Here is a 17,663-nt window from a genome sequence, read left to right on the forward strand (position 1 = left end):
GCCGCACAGTACAGTGTGGTGCATGGCTACAGAAGAGATCGCTCTTGGCCAGGCCCAGGAGCTGCGGCGCGGCACGGTCGTCCTGGCCTGCCTCGCGCTGCTCCGCAAGCCGCAGTACGGCTACGCCCTGCTGGAGACACTCAACGACGCGGGTGTCACCGTCGACGGCAACACCCTCTACCCCTTGCTGCGCCGACTGGAGAAGCAAGGCCTGCTCACCAGCGAATGGAACACCGACGAGTCCCGGCCACGGAAGTTCTACCGGGTGAGTCCCGAGGGCTCCCGGGTACGCACCGCACTGGTGCGCGAATGGCAGGACCTCGTCGCCTCGATCTCACGGCTTACCAAGGAGAATGGATGAGCACGAACACGCTCACCGAGCGCTACGTGCACGAGGTCGTCAGGCGACTGCCCGCGGATCAGCGCGACGACATCGCCGACGAGCTGCGCACCACCATCGCCGACACCATCGAAGCACGCGACCCGGCCCGTCCCGAGGCGGTCGAGCGCGAGGTGCTGAGCGAGATGGGCGATCCGATCCGGCACGCCGCGCGCTACACCGACCGGCCGCTCGCCCTGATCGGCCCCGACCTCTATCCGACCTACATCCGGCTGCTGGTCTTCCTGCTGACCACCGTGCTGCCGGTGCTCACCGCCGTGTTCGTGCTGCTGGAGATCGTGGACGACAACGGCCTCGGGGCGGCCGTGGGCGCCGGCGTCGAGACGGTGTTCACCGTGGGCGCCCAGATGGTCACCGTACTCACCGTGCTGTTCGCCGTCGCCGAGCGCGTCGGCCATCGGAAGGGGACTCTCATCCGTACCACCGACTGGACCCCCGACGACCTGCCCGAGACCCGTGAGCCCCAGAAGGCCGGCACCGGTGCCGTCCTGACGGCGGTCTGGTACGCGCTGCTGCTCGGCCTGACCGTCTGGCAGCAGCTCTCCGAGCCCTACCGGACCGACGGCGGGGAGCGGATCGCGGTCCTCGACCCGGACCTGTGGTCGGGGTGGATGTGGCCGGTCCTCATCGGGCTCGCCGGCCTCGTCGTGCTCGCTCTGGTCCGTGTGGTCACGCACGGCTGGACCAGCCGGCTGGCCGTCCTGCACGCCATCGCCCAGGCGGTGTTCGTGCTGCCGCTGGCCTGGATCCTCCAGCAGCGGCAGATCTTCAACCCGGACTTCCTGGCGGACGTCACCGACAACACGACGCCCGAGGTGTACACCGGGGTGGCTCTGATCGTCCTGGTCGCGAGCCTGATCGCCGTCGTCAACGGCTTCCGCGCGGCGAAGAAGTAGGACGGGACAGCCCTGAGGGAAGCGGAAACGCCGGCGCCGATGTCACCCGAGGTGACATCGGCGCCGGCGCGACGGCGGAGGAGCCCGGAATCAGCGCGTCACCGCCATGATCTCGGGACGCACCAGGTTCTCCGCCAGCAGCAGGCTCTTGACCCGGTCCGAGAGCATGTCCAACTGCCGCAGGACATGGATGACCTGCTGGAACAGCATCTGCCGGTAGGTGGCCATCATCGGGTTCGTCCGGGCGAACAGCAGCCCCTTCTCCACGTCGAGGTCCATCCGCTCCCAGACCTCGCGCAGCATGAACCGTCGCGACATCAGCTGGATGGCCTCCAGCAGGAAGTCCTCGCGCTCACGCAGTTCGGCGGCGGTCACCTGCCCGTACATGCCGGTGAGCGCGGTGACCCCGAAGGCGATGTGCCGGGCCTCGTCGCTCGCGACCATCTTGGTGATCTGCCGGATGATCGGGTCCCCGAAGCCGCTGCTCGCGAGCCGCAGCGCGGTGATCGCCAGCCCCTCCACGACCACCTGCATGCCGAGATAGACGATGTCCCACCGGGATTCCGACAGCAGATCGTGCAGCAGCGTCTTGAGCCCGGGATTGATCGGGTAGGAGTCGCCCAGCTTCTCGTCGACATAGCGGGCGAACGCCTCGACGTGCCTCGCCTCGTCGGCGACCTGCGAGGCCGCGTAGGTCTTGGCATCCATGTCCGGCACCGTCTCCACCAGCCGGGCCGTGGTCACCAGCGCACCCTGTTCGCCGTGCAGGAACTGGCTGCACATCCACGACTGGTACTGCCAGCGGAACTGCGTCAGCAGTTCGCGGGGCACGGGGCTTCCCTCGCCGACGACGAAGGACGCGAGTCTCCCCCCGCTCTCCTCCGACATCTCCGACCCGAAGTGGATGTCGTGGTCCCAGTCGATGTCGGTGGTGGCGTTCCACTGCGAGAGCTTGTTCTTCTCGTAGAGGTTCCACACCCGGCTGTCGCGTTGGCCGTAGTCCCAGTTCAGGAACGACTTGAACATCGCGTCGACCTCCATGAGGTCCGCGGTGACGGCGTCCAGTGTGAAGAAGGTCGATTCGGCCGAGCCGGTCGTGGCGGCCGACCCGCCAGGAGCGGCCGCCAAGCCGGTCACCGAGTCCGGAACTGTGGTCATTGGATTACGGTCCACCCCTCGGGCACGGAACAGGACTGACGCTCGTGGAGTCTGACGCGCCCGCGAACAGCTCTCCAGGCACCCGTGGGGGCAACTAGGCGGCAGACCGGTTGCCGGTCCCATGCCTGGCCCCGCCGCCACCCGCCGAACCATGATGCCCGCAAGGGGCTGCTGCCCCGCATGACCGTCGGCCGACCGAAGGGGCGGGACGCGCATGACTGCCGTCGCACCACCCACCCGCTCAGGAAACCCGTCCGGCTCGCGAAGCGCACCGGCTCCCGAGGACGACTGCCCCTGGATCGTGGGCCGCGTCCGCGCGGCACAGCCCCGGACGCGGCTGTTCTGTCTGCCGCAGGCGGGCGGCAGCGCGGCCTCGTTCGCCCCGTGGCGTCTCGCCCCGCCCTCCGGCGTGGAGCTGGCGACGGTGGAGCTGCCGGGGCGGGGTGTACGCGGCACGGATCCGCTGCCGGAGACCATGGAGGAACTGGCCGACGCGGTGATCGACGGCATCGCGGACGAGTTCGACCTGCCGTACGCGATCTTCGGCCACAGTTTCGGCGCGCTGCTCGGCTACGAGATCACCGTCGGGATCGCGCGGCGCGGCCTGACCCCGCCGCGCGCCCTGCTGGTCTCCGCGGCACGGTCGCCGCACACCCCGGTGCGCCGGCGCGTATCGGACCGGGACGACGCCGGGCTGCTCGCCTGGCTGGACAGCTTCGGCGGCATTCCTTCGGAACTGTCGCGCTATCCGGCGTACTTGCGGTACGCGCTGCGCACCGTCCGCCGCGACCTCGTCCTCACCGAGGCCTACCTGGCCCCCGGGCCGGAACGGGTCGACTGCCCGCTGCATGTCCTCGGCGGTGCGGACGACCCGCTGATCAGCGGGGAGCAGTTGGAGCGCTGGCGGGACTGCGCGGCGGGCGAGTTCTCCCTCCGGCTGCTGCCGGGCGGGCACGACTACCTCTTCACCGGCGCGCCCACGGCGCTCGACGCCCTCGGAACGACGCTGCGCTGAGGGCGGGAGCCGGCCGGGGGAAGCTGCCGGTCGGGCTGCCTGTCCCCGCACGCGGACCGTGCGGCAGCATCGCGCTGTCGGCCGCGTCGGCGTGCTCCGCACACCGCCCGCCGCCTTGTCACTGCCACCACCGAACGCTCACGGGGATGACCTCACAGTGAACGAAGCGACAGACTCGCCGATCGAGATGGCGCTGCCCCTCACGCCACTGCAGGAGGGCATGCTCTTCCACGCGCTGTACGACTCCGAGACGGTGGACGTCTACAACATCCAGGCCGGCTTCGAGCTGACCGGGGAGATCTCGGCGGAGCGTCTGCGCGCGGCCTGCGCCGCCACGCTCCGCCGCCATGCCGCCCTGCGGGCCGGTTTCCGGCTGCGTGCCAACGGAAAGCCCGTGCAGTTGGTACGCCGCGTCGTGGAGACGCCGTGGACGGAACTCGATCTGTCGGCGGAGTCCGAGTCCGGACGGCGGGCGAGGCTGCTGACCTTCCTCGAGGACGAGCGGCTGCGCCGCTTCGAGATGGGGACGCCACCGTTGATGCGGTTCGCGCTGATCCGGCTGGCACCCGACCATCACGCCTTCGTCATGACCTACCACCACATCCTGCTGGACGGGTGGTCCCTGCCACTCGTCCTCCAGGACCTGCTGGCGTTCTACCGGAGCGACGGCGACGACGCCGGACCTGGCCCCCTCACCTCCTTCTCGGACTTCCTCAGGTGGCTCTCCCGCCAGGACCGGCCCGCCGCGGAACAGGCATGGCGCGACGCTCTGCACGGTCTGGACGAACCGACGCTCGTCGCCCCCGGCGCGCCCTTCGCCGAGGCGATGCCCGGGCTGGACTTCGTGACGCTGTCCGAGCACGCGACCAAGGCGCTGACCGCGACCGCCCGGGAGTACGGCCTCACGCTCAACACCGTCGTACAGGGCGCCTGGTCGCTGCTCCTCTCGCTGCTGACAGGGCGCGACGACGTGGTCTTCGGCCAGACCGTGCACGGCCGCCCGCCACAGCTCCCCGGGGTCGACACGGTCGTGGGCCTGCTCATGAACGCGATCCCGGTACGGGTACGGATCGCCCCCGAGGATTCGCTGGCCGCCCTCTTCGCCCGGATCCAGGACGACCAGGCCGCACTCGCCCCGCACCACCACCTGGGACTGGCCGAGGTACAGCGGCTGGCCGGGCTCGGCGCCCTCTTCGACACCTCCACCGGTTTCGGCAACGCGCCCTTCGACTGGGAGGCCGTACAGGACGGTCCGGCCGGCCTGCGGGTGACGCTGCTGGAAGGGGACAAGGAAGCGGCCGGACAGCAGGAGATCACCGGTTCGACCCACTACCCCCTGAGTGTCTTCGCCGTCCCCGGCCCCAGCCTGCGGCTCGAACTCAACTACCGCACCGATCTGTTCGACGCCGAGCGCATCGAACTGATCGGTTCCCGGCTGAGGTTGCTGCTCAAGACATTCGCCGAACAGCCCACGACGCGGGTCGCCGCCGTTCCGCTGCTGACCCGCGAGGAACGGGAGCAGGTGATCGGCGACCGGGGAGGCCGGCGAGCGGAGTCCGGGCACGTTCCCGCCCGCGTACCGGCGACGCTCACCGAGCGGTTCGAGGCCCAGGCGCACGCCACACCCGACGCCCCGGCCGTGGCGGACGGGGAGCGGTCGCTCAGCTACCTCCGGCTCGACGCGGAGGCGAACCGGCTGGCACGGCTGCTGCTGGCCCGCGGGGTGAGGCCCGGCGACCTCGTCGCCGTGGCGCTGCCGCGCGGTACGGACCTGATCGTGGCGCTGCTCGGCACGCTGAAGGCGGGAGCCGGATACCTGCCGGTCGATCCCTCCTATCCCGCCGAGCGCATCTCGTTCCTGCTCGACGACGCCTCCCCGTCCGTCGTCGTCTGCGCCGGCACCACCCGCCCGGCGCACATCACGCATCCGTCGGTCGTCCCGCTCGCCGCCCCCACCGTGCGGGAGGAGCTGGCACTGCTGCCCTCGCACCGCGTGGAGGACGGCGAACGCGGCGCGCCGCTGCGGCCCGCGGACGCCGCGTACGTCATCTACACCTCGGGATCGACCGGCCGGCCCAAAGGCGTCGCCGTCGAGCACCGTACGGTCGACAGCTACCTCGCCTTCGCCCGCGCCGCCTACCCCGGCCTCGCCGGACAGGCGCTGGTGCACTCACCGCCCTCCTTCGACCTCACGGTCACCGGCATCTTCGGCCCGCTGACCTCCGGCGGTCTGGTGCGCATCGTCGATCTGGAGGACTTCGACGCCCCGGCCGGCGCCACCCCGCCGCCCACCTTCGTCAAGGCCACGCCCAGCCACCTGCCGGTGCTGATCGCGTCGTCCGACTGGTACTCACCGACCGGGGAACTGGTCCTGGGCGGTGAACAACTCAACGGCGAGGCGCTGGCACCATGGCGTGAGGCCCACCCGGGCGTGACCGTCGTGAACGAGTACGGTCCCACGGAGGCCACCGTGGGTTGCATGGAGTACCGCCTGGAACCCGGCGATCCGCTGCCGGGGGGTGCGGTGCCGATCGGCCGTCCGGTCCCCGACGCCCGTGTCTACCTCCTGGACGGTTTCCTGCGCCCCGTCCCCGCGGGCCTGCCCGCCGAGCTGTACATCGGCGGTGACGTGCTCGCCCGCGGTTACGTCAACCGGCCCGGGCTCTCCGCGTCCCGCTTCGTCGCCGACCCCTTCGGCCCGCCCGGTTCCCGGATGTACCGCACCGGCGACATCGCGTACCGGCGGCCCGACGGCATCCTGGTCTACCGCGGCCGGTCCGACGACCAGGTCAAGGTCCGCGGCTTCCGGATCGAGCTGGGCGAGGTGGAGACCGTCGTCGCGGCCGATCCCGCCGTCGCCCGGGCCGCGGCGGCCGTACGGAAGGACCGGCACGGGAACGAGCGGTTGCTGGCCTATGTCGTACCGGCGGCCGACCCGTCCGCGGACCTTGCCACTCTGGCGGACCGGATCGGGGCGCGGCTGCCCGCGAACATGGTTCCCTCGGTGTTCGTCACCCTGCCCGCACTGCCGATGAGCCCGAACGGCAAGGTGGACCGGGCCGCGCTGCCGGCCCCGGACGAGGCGCGCGAGTCCGGTCAGCGGCAGGGGGCGGACAAGGCGCGGGACGAGAGCGTCGAGACCGTTCTCGTCGAACTGTTCATCCAGGTGCTCGGTGTGGACAGCGCCGTGGCGGCGGACGACTTCTTCGCCCTCGGCGGCGACTCCATCACCGCCATCCAACTCGTCGTCCGCGCCCGCGCCGCAGGCCTGCACCTGACCCCGAAGCACATCTTCACCCACCGCACCGCGAGCGCTCTCGCCGCCTTCCTCATGGTGAGCCCGGCGGGCGCGGTGGACGCCGCGGACGGCGGCTCGGACGCGGCCGACCCGGGGGCGCGGTGGCCGGCGGACGTGATCCCCGCGACGCCGATCATGCTCTGGCTGCGGGAGCAGGGCGGAACGACCGACGCGTACCACCAGTCGACCCTGCTCCGGGTGCCGGCCGCACTCGACGCCGACCTGCTGGCCACCGCCGTAGGGACTCTCGCCGAGCGGCACCAGTCGCTGCGCGCGCGCCTCCGGGAGGACGGGACGCTGACGCTGGACGCGGCGGACCCGGTGAAGTCGGAGAAGTCGAGGAACTCGGTACGCCGGGTGGATGTCGTGGGTCTCGCGCCGGAGGGGGTCCGTCTGCGGATCGCCGCGTGCGCCCGCGAGGACGCCGACTCCCTCGCCCCGCGCGCCGGAGCCATGCTGCGGGTGACCTGGTTCGACGCCGGGGAGGGCACCCAGGGCAGGTTGCTCGTCACCGTCCACCACCTGGCCGTCGACGCGGTCTCCTGGCACATCCTGCTGACCGACCTGTACGGCATCTGGCAGGAGCTGGCAGCGGGCGCCGTCCCGGAGACCGGTCCGGTGCCGTTCTCGATGCGGGAGTGGAGCCTGCTGCTCCGCGCCGCGGCGGAAGCACCCGCGCTGCGGGACGAACTGCCCCACTGGCGGAGGACTCTCAGCCGAGGCCAAGGGCCGGGTGACGGCAGGCTCGCCGACGTGGAGCTCTCCCCGTCGCACGACGTGTACGCGACGGCCGGTGAACTCTCCCTCACCCTTCCGCCGGATCTGACCACCCCGCTGCTCACGACCGTGCCCGCCGTCTTCGGCACCCACACGAACGAGGTACTGCTCACCGCTCTCGCGGTGGCCGTCGCCGCCTGGCGTCGTGACCGCTCGCCCGGTGAGGACGACAGCACGGCCGTGCTGATCGACGTCGAGGGCCACGGCCGCGAACAGATGTCCGAGGACGTCGACCTGTCCGGCACCGTCGGCTGGCTGACCACGCTGTACCCGGTACGCGTCGACGCCAGGATCGCCGACTGGGCGCCGGACGACGATCCCGCCGGAGCCCGCCTCGGCGAGGCCGTGCGCCGGGTCACGGCCCAGTTCGAGGCCATCCCCCGGCGCGGCACCGGCTTCGGTCTGCTGCGCTACCTGAACCAGGAGACAGCCGCCGAGCTGGCGGCCCGCCCCGCACCCCAGATCGGGTACAACTACCTCGGAAGACAGGGCGGCGCGGGCACCACCGACTGGAGCGTGGCCCCCGAGTCGGACGTACTGCCCCTCGGGGCCGACCCCCGTATGCCCATGGCGCACGTCGTCGAACTGACCGCGGCGGTCAGCGACAGCGCGGAAGGGCCACGCTTGGTCACCCACTGGCTGTGGGCCCGCCGGCTCCTGTCCGACCAGGACGTCGCCGAGCTGGGCCGGCTCTGGTTCGCGGCCCTGCGCGCGCTGGTGGAGCACGGGACGAGCACGGAGGCCATCGTCCCGCGGCAGGCGATGCCGCCCGCCATGCCGTGGGAGGGCGGTCCACTGGGCGGAGAACCGCTCGACCGGCACGACACCGAGCTCGCCGGTCTCGGCGCCCGTATCGGCCTGCCGGTCGTCGAGGCCCTGCCGATGACGCCGCTCCAGGAAGGGCTGCTCTTCCACGCCCGGTACGACAGCCGCGACCTCGATGTCTACAACGTGCAGATCTCGTTGGAGGTGCGGGGCCGGCTCCACGCCGAGCGGTTCCGGGGCGCCTGCGACGCTCTCCTGGAACGGCATCCGATGCTGCGGGCGGCCTTCCTGCAGAAGCGGTCCGGGGAGCCGGTCCAGGTGATCCCGGAACGGACGGCCATGCCGTGGCACGTCCATGACCTGGCCGGCCTCGACCCGCACGAACAGGCCGAGAGGCTGGCGGCGGTGGTGGCGGCCGACCGGCGCCGACGCTTCGACCCCGCCGACCCGCCGCTGATGCGCTGCACCCTGGTCGGCCTGGGCGAGGAGAGACAGCAGATCGTCCTGACCATGCACCACCTGCTGGTGGACGGCTGGACCACTTCGCTGCTGCTGCGCGACCTGCTCGCTCTCTACGACCACGGCACCGCGAGCGGGCTGCCCGCACCCGGCCACTACCCCGACTATCTGCGGTGGCTGGCCGGACAGGACCGCGAGAAGGCGCGTACCGCCTGGCTGGAGGCGCTGGCGGGTCTGAAGGAGCCCACGCTGGCCTGCCCCGGCACGGACACCGCGCGGATACGCGTCCTTCCGGAGCGGATCGTCGTCGCCCTCTCCGAGGCGGACACCTCCGCGCTGCTCGACATCTCGCGCCGCCACGGTGTCACGCTCAACACCCTGGTCCGGGTCGCCTGGGCGCTGTGCCTGCACCGGCGGACCGGACAGCTGGACATCACCTTCGGGGCCACGGTCTCGGGCCGGGTGGCCGAACTCCCCGGCGTCGAGGAGATGGTGGGGGTCTTCATCAACACGGTGCCGGTACGGGTGCGTCTCGACCCGTCCGAGCCGGTGGCCGAACTGCTCGAACGCCTCCAGGGCGAGCACGCCGAACTCCTCGAGTACCACTACCTCCCGCTGAGCGACATCCAGCGGACGGTGGGAATGGGGACCCTGTTCGACAGTTGCGTCGTCTTCGAGAACTTTCCGACCGCCGAGACCCTGCCGAGCGGTCCGGACAACGGCTTGCGGCTGACAGATGTCGTCGGCCACGACGCCTATCACTATCCGCTCAAGCTGATGGCCGCACCCGGCCGGCAGCTGGAGCTGGAGATCAGCTACCGCCCGGACCTGTTCGACGCACCACTCGGGCAGCAGGTGGCCGATCGTCTACGGGAACTGCTGATCGAGCTGCCCGGAGCGCTGGCCCTCCCGACGGGCCGGTTCCTGGAACACACTCCCGCACCACCTGCCGAACCAGGGCAGCAGATGATGTGCGAGCTGATCGCGGAGGTGCTGGGACGTGACTTCGTCAGCGCGGACGAAGACGTGTTCGAGCTCGGCTGTGACTCCCTGACGGCTCTGCGCCTGGCGGGCCGGATCGAGACGGAGCTGGGACGGCCCGTCGACGTGGAGAGCGTCTTCCGCTGCCGTACCGCCCGCGCCCTCGGCACCGCACTCGCCTGAGGCCCACGCGAAGCCCGGAATCAGCCCGGGCCGAACCCTGAGAACAGAGAGACTGAAACCATGACAAACCCCTTCGACAACGAAGACGGCGTCTTCCACGTGCTCGTCAACGACGAGCGTCAGCACTCCCTGTGGCCCGCGTTCGTCGAGGTCCCGGCCGGCTGGAACGTGGTGGTGTCGGACAGCACCCGGCAGGCCTGCCTCGACTACATCGAGGAGAACTGGACCGACCTCCGGCCCGCCTCACTCGCCGCGACCGACGCGGCCTGACCCGTTTCCCTCATCGAACGCTCCGGCAGAGACAGGTGGCCGCACATGCCGAACAACCTCCCCCCCGTCGTCAACTCGTGGAACGAGTGGGACACCCTCCGGGAAATGGTGGTCGGCTCCGCCGACAACGCCTGCTTCGAACCGGCTGAACCAGGCAGCCGGCCCGCGATACGCAACGCCCCCGACCAGCCGTTCCCGACGGGCCCGAAGTCCAAGGAGGCCATCGATCTGGCCAACGAGGAACTCGCCGGTCTCGCCTCGCTCCTGGAATCCCAGGGCGTGACCGTACGCCGCCCCGAGACGCACGACTTCTCCGCCCCGGTCACCACCCCCGACTTCGAGGTCGAGAACCAGTACTGCGCCGTCTGCCCGCGTGACGTGATGATCACCATGGGCAACGAGATCATCGAGGCGACCATGTCGCGTCGGGCCCGCTACTTCGAGTACCAGCCCTACCGGAAGCTGGTCTACGAGTACTGGAACGCCGACCCGCGGGTGGGATGGACCACCGCGCCCAAGCCGTCGATGAAGGACGGCATGTACCGCGAGGACTTCTGGGAGTGGCCGCTGGAGAAGCGCCACGCGAAGATGCACTCGTTCGAATTCTGCATCAACCAGGACGAGGTGGTCTTCGACGCGGCCGACATGAGCCGGCTGGGCCGCGACATCCTGGTCCAGGAGTCGATGACCACCAACCGGGCCGGCATCCACTGGCTCAAGCGCCACCTGGAACCCCGCGGCTTCCGCGTCCACCCCGTGCACTTCCCGCTGGACTTCTTCCCGTCCCACATCGACTGCACCTTCGTACCGCTGCGCCCCGGCCTCATCCTCACCAACCCGGAACGGCCGCTGCGCGAGGGCGAGGAGAAGATGTTCCTCGACAACGACTGGCAACTGGTCGATGTGCCCCAGCCCGTCCTGACCAACGACGAGATGCCGATGTACTGCCAGTCGTCGAAGTGGCTCTCGATGAATGTGCTGAGCATCTCGCCAACCAAGGTCATCTGCGAGGAGCAGGAGAAGCCCCTCCAGGACCTTCTCTCCTCACACGGTTTCGAGGTCTTCCCGATCCCGTTCCGCAACGTCTTCGAGTACGGCGGCTCCCTCCACTGCGCCACGTGGGACATCCACCGCGACGGCGACAGGCAGGACTATTTCCCCTCCCTCCCGTACGAGCCGCTGTCCTGACCGTTCCACCCCCTTTCCCGCACCAGCAGAGACGGCCCCGGCCACTGGCCGGGGCCGTCGGCTTCGTGGTGGCACGGTTCGTACGGGGAGACTCGCCCATGACGGGTCGCTCCCACTCCTTCTCTGCTCGGTGCGGTGAAGCCGCCGAGGAACCAGGCTCGCGCCGACGACAACGATCACGATCCGCGACCGCGGCAGGGAACGCGCCGCACGCAGTACGCGCGCCAGGCGCAGGAGCCGCGGCACGGTTTTCGGACATTTCCCGTGAGCCGCAGCGGTATGCGGTCGGCGGGGCCGGCCGCCCCCTATGCTTCTACATGCGTGTAGATATCGCGAGCCCGACCCGCCAATCATCCACTTCCGAGGAGGACTTCATGGCGTCGATCGACCTGGACAAGGTGCTGGACAAGGCATGGGCGGACAAGAGCCTGCCGGAGATACTCGCTGCTCCCGTCGGCGCCCTGAAGGGCGTCTCGGACCGTGACGGCGAGCTGCTGCAGGAGGCGTTCGGCGTCAAGACCGTCCGCGACCTCGCCGAGCTGAAGTACGTCCGCTGGGCGCAGGCCCTGGCGGCACTGGACGCGGCCGCCAAGTAGGCAGACCGGCGGGTTGCCGCACCCCGGGGTGCGGCAACCCACTCCCCCGAACCTCCACGTACATCTGAAGGAGAGAACGCCACGATGGTGTTCAGAAAGCTGCTCGGGTCGCTCGGCGTAGGCGGCCCCACCGTGGACACCGTCCTGGAGGGCGGCCCGGTCCAGCCCGGCGGGACGCTGCCCGGAGAGCTCCGTCTCGTCGGCGGAAAAGCCGACTTCGACATCGAGCAGATCACCCTGGAGCTCGTCGCCCGCGTCGAGGCGGAGCACGAGGACGGTGAAGCCGAAGGGACGGTCGCCTTCGAGCGCTTCACTGTCGGAGGCGGATTCCGCCTCGCCGAGGGCGAGCGCCGGACCATCCCGTTCGCGGTGACGGTGCCGTGGGAGACCCCGGTCACCGAACTTCACGGCCAGCCGCTCGGCGTCGTGCTGGGCCTGCGAACCGAAGTGGCAGTGGCGGGCGGCAAGGACAAGGGCGATCTGGACCCGCTGACCGTCCGGCCGCTTCCTGCGCAGGAGGCAGTCCTGGAGGCATTCGGACAGCTCGGGTTCGGGTTCAAGTCGGCAGACCTGGAGTACGGACACATCGGTGGAACCGGCCAGCAACTGCCCTTCTACCAAGAAGTCGAGCTCACGCCGGCCCCCCAGTACGCGCACGCCATGCGGGAGATCGAGGTGACCTTCCTGGCCAACCCCGGCGGCATGGAGGTAGTCCTGGAGGCCGACAAGCCCGGAGGCCTCTTCTCCTCCGGCCACGACGCGGTCAACCGCTTCACCGTCAGCCATCAGGGCGTCGAGCAGCGCGACTGGCACACCGAGATCGACGGCTGGGTACGCCAACTGGCAGCCGGACACGGGTCACACGGGGCCCACGCCCCGCACGATTACGGACACGGACCCGGGCACGGGCACGGGCACGGGCACGGGCACGGGCACGGCGAGCATCACCACGGCGACAGCCACCACCGCTCCGGCCCCGGCATGGGCACCGTGGTCGCCGCCGGCGCGGCAGGGCTGGCCGTCGGCGTCGTCGGCGGCATGGTGGCCGCCGAAGTCGTCGACGAGGTGGGCGACTTCTTCGAAGGGGACGACGAAGAGGGCGAAGAGGGCTGAATCGCCGGTAAGCCTCCTGATAGCTTCTACACGACTGTAAAAGAATGTGGGTGTCCGGATCCGGCCCCCTTTCCGGCCCGGACGCCTCCTGACGCATATGGAGTTCTTATGGCCCTGTGGGATCGCTTCAAGGAGTCCGCGTCGGGTCAGCCGGGCGGGCCCTTCTTCCCCCTTGCGGCGTCGCCGCGTCGGCTGTGCCCGGCGGCCGTGCCGCCTCCGGCCCTGCGTACCCACCTGGTGTCCTCCGGTCCTTGGCGCTCGTCCGTCCGCAACCGCGGCTCCGCGCGGCGCGTGAACTCTACAGTTACGTAGAGGCGTGTATCCGCGGTCGGACCCCCCGGGCTGCCCGTAGGTGGCGGATCGCAGAACGAAGAACAAGGCGATTGCCGCGTTGAGCGCGGACAGGGCCGACGCGGCCGTTCCGGCTGCGGCGACGATGGCGGCCGCACCGGCCGCAGTCAGCGCCGGCGGCCGGTCGGCGGTTGGCCGGCGGTTGGCGGAACCGGCCCCAGCGGCGCGGCCATGCGTCGCGGCGCCGGTCCGGCCTCGGCGAAGGCGGCCAAGCCGAGTACTGCCGCGCGCTGGGAGATCAGCGCGGCCTTGCCGACGGCGCGTGCCGTTGTCCGGCGGTCCCCGGCGATGCGGGCGGCTTCCCCGTCGGCCCAGCGCTCCGTGCTGTAGCCCACCGCCGCTCGGGACGGGCGCAGCAGCGGGTTCGCAGCGAGGATCACCGCCACCCAGGTCAGCAACAACGCGGCGATGCCGGATGAAGATGCTGTTCGGCCAGCCGCGCGATCGGCAGTGCGGTCAGCGGCAGGACGAGGGGCAGGAAGACGAAGACACCCATCGGTCAACGCTCCGGATCATCAGCTTCGTTGAGGAGGGAGCGCAGGAGCTGCTCGTCGTCCGAGGACAGGGACGACACGAAACTGGAGAGCACCGCATCGCGGTCCTTCTGGTTGTCGAGCAGCTTGCGCATGCGCATGGCCACCAGACCGGCCCCGTCCGCCACCGGCGTCCACTCGAAGGACCGGCCGGCCCTGGTGCGGGCCACCGCCTTCTTCGCGTACAGCCTGGTCAGGATCGTGATGACCGTGGTGTACGCCAGATCGCCGCCGAGCTGTCTCTGCACCCACGCGGCAGCCACCGGGCCCGGAGCCGAGCCGAGCACCGACAGCACCTGCATCTCCAGTTCGCCCTGGCGCCTGCGACCGCGTCCATCCGGGCTCGCCTTCTCCGTGCCGTCAACCATGGCGCGGCCTCCTTTCCGTTCCGCCGCCCCGAACCGGTACGAGCGTCGAGGAGGCATCGTACTGGCCACTCCGTGCCGGCCTCTTGCGCGAGCAGAACGCCTGTGCGGCTGGAAGGCGCCCACCGGCGCGCCCGGTTCACCCACCCATCTGCTTCTACATTGCTGTAGATTCCCGATGGTGTCATACGAGGGCCCGGAGCGGTGTGCCCGTTCCGGGCGCAGGTCTTGAGAAGGGAAGCGACATGGGTGTGAGCCTCGCCAAGGGCGGCAATGTCTCGCTGAGCAAGGAGGCGCCGGGGCTGTCCGCCGTGCTGGTGGGCCTGGGCTGGGACGTCCGTACGACGACCGGTGCCGACTACGACCTCGACGCAAGCGCGCTGATGGTGGACGAGGCCGGGAAAGTCACGTCCGACCAGCACTTCGTCTTCTTCAACAACCTGACCAGTCCTGACGGCTCGGTCGAGCACACCGGCGACAATCTCACCGGCGAGGGCGAGGGAGACGACGAGGTGATCAAGGTGAACCTGGCCACCGTCCCCTCCGACGTATCGAAGATCGTCTTTCCGGTCTCCATCCATGACGCCGAAGCTCGCGGCCACAGCTTCGGCCAGGTCCGTAACGCCTTCATCCGCGTGGTCAACCAGGCCGGTGGCGCCGAGCTCGCTCGCTACGACCTGAGCGAGGACGCCGCCACCGAGACCGCCATGGTCTTCGGCGAGCTCTACCGCAACGGCGCCGAGTGGAAGTTCCGCGCGGTCGGCCAGGGCTACGCCAGCGGACTGGCAGGCATCGCCACCGACTTCGGCGTCAACCTCTGATACCCGCGGCCCGGGGTGCGGCCGAGACCCGCACCCCGCGCCCGGCTCACCCACCACATCGAGAGAGCGGACCCGATGTTCGGAATCAGCGAACTCGCGATACTCCTGATCGTTGTCGTCGTCCTCGTCGGCGCCAAAAAGCTCCCCGAGCTGGCCCGCAACGCCGGCAAAGCGGCACGCATCCTCAAGAGTGAGAGCAAGGCCATGAAGGCAGAAGGGCCTGCCGAGCAACAACAGGTCCCCCACGTCATCCAGGTGCGGCCCGGTGACAGGACCGCCGAACGACCCGACAACGGAACAGACGGCCCTGTGCGGACTTGACCCAGCAGCTCGCCCCTTCAGCCGCCTCCGCGATCCGGCGAAGACGGTGACCCCGACGTGGGCAGCGGCCGGGAAACCGGTTCGGCCACGCAGAGGCGCGCGCGTAGGCCCGAAGGGCCCGATCGGACATCGCGCTCGCCGACACAGGGTGCGTTGCGTACGTGCCGTGTAGAGCGGGTGATCCGTGGTATGAGAGAGCCGATCACTCCCCGCTGCCTCACACCGGCGAAAGGCGTCCATGTCCGCATTGCCGACCGACGTCTGGCCTCTGAGTTGGAGCATCGGGATCTTCCTCCTGGCCACGGCCGTCACCGTCGTATGCAGTATCCGGCTCGCGGGGGTGGGCGATACCCTCGCCGACCGCACCGGCTGGGGAGAAGCTCTGTTCGGCGCGGTGCTGTTCGGCCTGGTGACGTCTCTCTCGGGCATCGTGATGACCGCGGTCAGCGCCGCCGCGGATCAGCCCGACCTCGCGTACAGCAACGCTGTCGGCGGCATCGCGGCGCAGACCCTCGCGCTGGTCGCCGCCGACGCCTTCCTGAGGAGAGTCAACCTCGAACACGCCGCCGCGTCACTGCCCAACATGATGTTCGGCTGCCTGCTGATCGGTTTGCTGGGCATCGCTCTGATGGCTGCGTTCAGCCCATCAGTCACCGTTCTGGGCCTGCATCCGGCGTCCGTGGTGATGGTGGCCTTCTACGTCGGCGGTCTCCATCTCATCCGCTCCTACGGCGAACCCATGTGGCGCGCGGTGCCCACCAGGGAAACGGTTTCCGATGTCGCGAGCGAGGACACCGAGGGGCTCGCCGGGCACAAGACGTCACGGCTGTGGACCGAGTTCGCGGCCGTGGCGGGCCTGGTCATGCTCGGAGGCTGGGCGGTGGCCCGCGCGGCGGAGGGCATCGTGGAGCACACGGGCCTGAGCGCCGGTCTCGTCGGCGCTGTGTTCATGGGCCTGGTCAACGCCCTCCCGGAGGCGGTCACCTCCATCGCGGCCGTCCGGCGCGGAGCCGTCACGCTGGCCATCGCCGCCGTCGTCGGCGGGAACTGCCTGGACGCGCTCAACCTCGTCGTCGGGGACATCGCCTATCGAGGAGGGTCCCTGTTCCACGCGGCGAACCAGGATGAACTGTTCCTTACGAGCGGCGCGCTGGTCATGACCGCAGTCCTGCTCGGCGGCCTCCTCGTCCGCCAGAAGCGTGGCTGGCTCAAGATCGGCTTCGACGGAATCCTGCTCATCAGCATCTACGCGGGCACCGTTGCCGTGCTCGCCTTCTGAAGCCGACCGCGCTGGCATGTACGCATCGCGAGTGGTTGCCGACGGTCGCGTGGCCACACCATCACGAACTGCCGGATCGCCACAGGGGAGCTCTCTTGAGCCGGCCGATTCGGCAGGCTTCCCGTCCTGCCCGAGTAGGGGCCCCGGAGGCCGGGGCCCCGGAGGGGGCAGGGGTTCGCCGTGAGGGGCGAACCGGAGCGGCCGGTGTCAGGCCTCGGTCGCGGCCCTCTGCGCGATCGTCGCTCGGACCTGCTTGAAGGACTCGGCCCAGAGGACGAGGTCGTCGAGCAGCTCGTGGAGGGTGGCCTCCTGGTGCTCGCCGGGGGTGATGTCGCCGGGGAGGGTGGGGTCGGTGATGGCGAAGTCGGTGAAGGCGGAGAGGGCGACCTGGCTGCTGACCGTGGCGACCTTCAGCTCGGCCAGTACGCCGCGCAGGTGCTCGACGGCGCGGGTGCCGCCGTGGACACCGTGGCCGACGAAGCCGGCCGGCTTGTGCGCCCACTCTCCGTACAGGAAGTCGATGGCGTTCTTCAGTGAACCGGGAAAGGAGGCGTTGTACTCGGGAGTGACGAAGACGAAGCCGTCGAACCCGGCGATGGCCTCCGCCCAGCGCTTGGTGTGCTCGTGGGTGTACACACCGAAGGCCGCCGGCGCGGGCTCGTCCAGGTGGGGAAGGTTGAAGTCGACCAGGTCCACCAGTTCAACGGTGACGTCCTCGTTCTTGACGGCCGGGTGGCGTCCTGCGGCTTCGAGAACCCACTGCGCGGCGACCGCGGTGCGGCGCGTGGGACGAGTGCTTCCGACGATGACGGCGATCCGGGTCATGGGTCCTGCTTTCTTCGCATTGACTGACGCGATGTCATGTGCTCTGAAGGTACAACAATCATGGCAAAC

The 17,663-nt window shown here is 70.0% G+C and carries 14 protein-coding genes and 1 pseudogene; 11 read left to right on the plus strand and 4 right to left on the minus strand.

Annotation, left to right across the window (positions count from 1 at the left end; all coding sequences use genetic code 11):
- The first annotated feature begins 22 nt into the window (after positions 1 to 22).
- On the plus strand, positions 23 to 361 hold the full coding sequence (locus ACH4KB_RS07455; RefSeq protein WP_398064532.1) for a PadR family transcriptional regulator: 339 nt from the start codon (positions 23 to 25) through the stop codon (positions 359 to 361).
- Positions 358 to 1,296, plus strand: a complete 939-nt coding sequence (locus ACH4KB_RS07460) for an HAAS signaling domain-containing protein (RefSeq protein WP_398064534.1) — start codon at positions 358 to 360, stop codon at positions 1,294 to 1,296. Before ACH4KB_RS07455 ends, ACH4KB_RS07460 begins: the two co-directional genes overlap by 4 nt.
- A gap of 90 nt (positions 1,297 to 1,386) precedes the next feature.
- On the opposite strand, the gene ACH4KB_RS07465 is transcribed toward ACH4KB_RS07460, so the two are convergent.
- Positions 1,387 to 2,454, minus strand: coding sequence for a diiron oxygenase (locus ACH4KB_RS07465; RefSeq protein WP_398064536.1), 1,068 nt, complete (start codon positions 2,452 to 2,454; stop codon positions 1,387 to 1,389).
- Positions 2,455 to 2,668: 214 nt separating this feature from the next.
- Between ACH4KB_RS07465 and ACH4KB_RS07470 the strand changes: the two genes are divergently transcribed.
- The 6 genes from ACH4KB_RS07470 to ACH4KB_RS07495 all read left to right on the plus strand — a co-directional run bounded on the left by ACH4KB_RS07470 (position 2,669) and on the right by ACH4KB_RS07495 (position 13,099).
- Positions 2,669 to 3,469, plus strand: a complete 801-nt coding sequence (locus tag ACH4KB_RS07470) for a thioesterase II family protein (protein WP_398064538.1) — start codon at positions 2,669 to 2,671, stop codon at positions 3,467 to 3,469.
- Between the two features lie 157 nt (positions 3,470 to 3,626).
- Positions 3,627 to 9,932, plus strand: a complete 6,306-nt coding sequence (locus ACH4KB_RS07475) for an amino acid adenylation domain-containing protein (protein WP_398064540.1) — start codon at positions 3,627 to 3,629, stop codon at positions 9,930 to 9,932.
- Between the two features lie 60 nt (positions 9,933 to 9,992).
- Complete coding sequence (locus ACH4KB_RS07480) at positions 9,993 to 10,202, plus strand: MbtH family protein (protein WP_398064542.1); 210 nt, start codon at positions 9,993 to 9,995, stop codon at positions 10,200 to 10,202.
- 45 nt (positions 10,203 to 10,247) lie between these two features.
- Complete coding sequence (locus ACH4KB_RS07485; protein ID WP_398064543.1) at positions 10,248 to 11,390, plus strand: glycine amidinotransferase; 1,143 nt, start codon at positions 10,248 to 10,250, stop codon at positions 11,388 to 11,390.
- 374 nt (positions 11,391 to 11,764) lie between these two features.
- Positions 11,765 to 11,986, plus strand: coding sequence for a hypothetical protein (locus ACH4KB_RS07490; RefSeq protein WP_398064544.1), 222 nt, complete (start codon positions 11,765 to 11,767; stop codon positions 11,984 to 11,986).
- An 84-nt stretch (positions 11,987 to 12,070) separates the two neighbouring features.
- Positions 12,071 to 13,099 (plus strand): sporulation protein, encoded by a 1,029-nt coding sequence (locus ACH4KB_RS07495; RefSeq protein ID WP_398064546.1) that lies wholly within the window; start codon positions 12,071 to 12,073, stop codon positions 13,097 to 13,099.
- A 351-nt stretch (positions 13,100 to 13,450) separates the two neighbouring features.
- On the opposite strand, the pseudogene ACH4KB_RS07500 reads toward ACH4KB_RS07495, so the two are convergent.
- Positions 13,451 to 13,946: pseudogene (locus tag ACH4KB_RS07500) on the minus strand (hypothetical protein); the annotation flags it as partial.
- A 3-nt stretch (positions 13,947 to 13,949) separates the two neighbouring features.
- Positions 13,950 to 14,351 (minus strand): BlaI/MecI/CopY family transcriptional regulator, encoded by a 402-nt coding sequence (locus ACH4KB_RS07505; protein ID WP_398064548.1) that lies wholly within the window; start codon positions 14,349 to 14,351, stop codon positions 13,950 to 13,952.
- A gap of 242 nt (positions 14,352 to 14,593) precedes the next feature.
- Here ACH4KB_RS07505 and ACH4KB_RS07510 point away from each other — a divergent pair, with 242 nt between their 5' ends.
- The 3 genes from ACH4KB_RS07510 to ACH4KB_RS07520 all read left to right on the plus strand — a co-directional run bounded on the left by ACH4KB_RS07510 (position 14,594) and on the right by ACH4KB_RS07520 (position 16,769).
- Positions 14,594 to 15,169 carry a TerD family protein gene (locus ACH4KB_RS07510; protein WP_398064549.1) on the plus strand — a complete coding sequence of 192 codons (576 nt, stop codon included), beginning with the start codon at positions 14,594 to 14,596 and terminating at the stop codon, positions 15,167 to 15,169.
- A 75-nt stretch (positions 15,170 to 15,244) separates the two neighbouring features.
- A complete protein-coding gene (locus ACH4KB_RS07515; RefSeq protein ID WP_398064551.1) occupies positions 15,245 to 15,490 on the plus strand; it encodes a twin-arginine translocase TatA/TatE family subunit in 246 nt (81 codons plus the stop codon).
- A gap of 238 nt (positions 15,491 to 15,728) precedes the next feature.
- A complete protein-coding gene (locus ACH4KB_RS07520; protein ID WP_398064553.1) occupies positions 15,729 to 16,769 on the plus strand; it encodes a sodium:calcium antiporter in 1,041 nt (346 codons plus the stop codon).
- A 207-nt stretch (positions 16,770 to 16,976) separates the two neighbouring features.
- On the opposite strand, the gene ACH4KB_RS07525 is transcribed toward ACH4KB_RS07520, so the two are convergent.
- A complete protein-coding gene (locus tag ACH4KB_RS07525; RefSeq protein ID WP_398064555.1) occupies positions 16,977 to 17,594 on the minus strand; it encodes an NADPH-dependent FMN reductase in 618 nt (205 codons plus the stop codon).
- Positions 17,595 to 17,663 lie beyond the last annotated feature (69 nt).

Source organism: Streptomyces sp. NPDC017520, assembly GCF_044329855.1.
Taxonomy (GTDB): domain Bacteria; phylum Actinomycetota; class Actinomycetes; order Streptomycetales; family Streptomycetaceae; genus Streptomyces.

What these genes read in the sequence shown, in the direction of transcription:
- ACH4KB_RS07455 (WP_398064532.1), top strand. Translation starts at nt 23, where the DNA reads ATGGCTACAGAAGAGATCGCTCTTGGCCAGGCCCAGGAGCTGCGGCGC.
- ACH4KB_RS07460 (WP_398064534.1), top strand. Translation starts at nt 358, where the DNA reads ATGAGCACGAACACGCTCACCGAGCGCTACGTGCACGAGGTCGTCAGG.
- ACH4KB_RS07465 (WP_398064536.1), bottom strand. Translation starts at nt 2,454, where the DNA reads ATGACCACAGTTCCGGACTCGGTGACCGGCTTGGCGGCCGCTCCTGGC.
- ACH4KB_RS07470 (WP_398064538.1), top strand. Translation starts at nt 2,669, where the DNA reads ATGACTGCCGTCGCACCACCCACCCGCTCAGGAAACCCGTCCGGCTCG.
- ACH4KB_RS07480 (WP_398064542.1), top strand. Translation starts at nt 9,993, where the DNA reads ATGACAAACCCCTTCGACAACGAAGACGGCGTCTTCCACGTGCTCGTC.
- ACH4KB_RS07485 (WP_398064543.1), top strand. Translation starts at nt 10,248, where the DNA reads ATGCCGAACAACCTCCCCCCCGTCGTCAACTCGTGGAACGAGTGGGAC.
- ACH4KB_RS07490 (WP_398064544.1), top strand. Translation starts at nt 11,765, where the DNA reads ATGGCGTCGATCGACCTGGACAAGGTGCTGGACAAGGCATGGGCGGAC.
- ACH4KB_RS07495 (WP_398064546.1), top strand. Translation starts at nt 12,071, where the DNA reads ATGGTGTTCAGAAAGCTGCTCGGGTCGCTCGGCGTAGGCGGCCCCACC.
- ACH4KB_RS07505 (WP_398064548.1), bottom strand. Translation starts at nt 14,351, where the DNA reads ATGGTTGACGGCACGGAGAAGGCGAGCCCGGATGGACGCGGTCGCAGG.
- ACH4KB_RS07510 (WP_398064549.1), top strand. Translation starts at nt 14,594, where the DNA reads ATGGGTGTGAGCCTCGCCAAGGGCGGCAATGTCTCGCTGAGCAAGGAG.
- ACH4KB_RS07515 (WP_398064551.1), top strand. Translation starts at nt 15,245, where the DNA reads ATGTTCGGAATCAGCGAACTCGCGATACTCCTGATCGTTGTCGTCGTC.
- ACH4KB_RS07520 (WP_398064553.1), top strand. Translation starts at nt 15,729, where the DNA reads ATGTCCGCATTGCCGACCGACGTCTGGCCTCTGAGTTGGAGCATCGGG.
- ACH4KB_RS07525 (WP_398064555.1), bottom strand. Translation starts at nt 17,594, where the DNA reads ATGACCCGGATCGCCGTCATCGTCGGAAGCACTCGTCCCACGCGCCGC.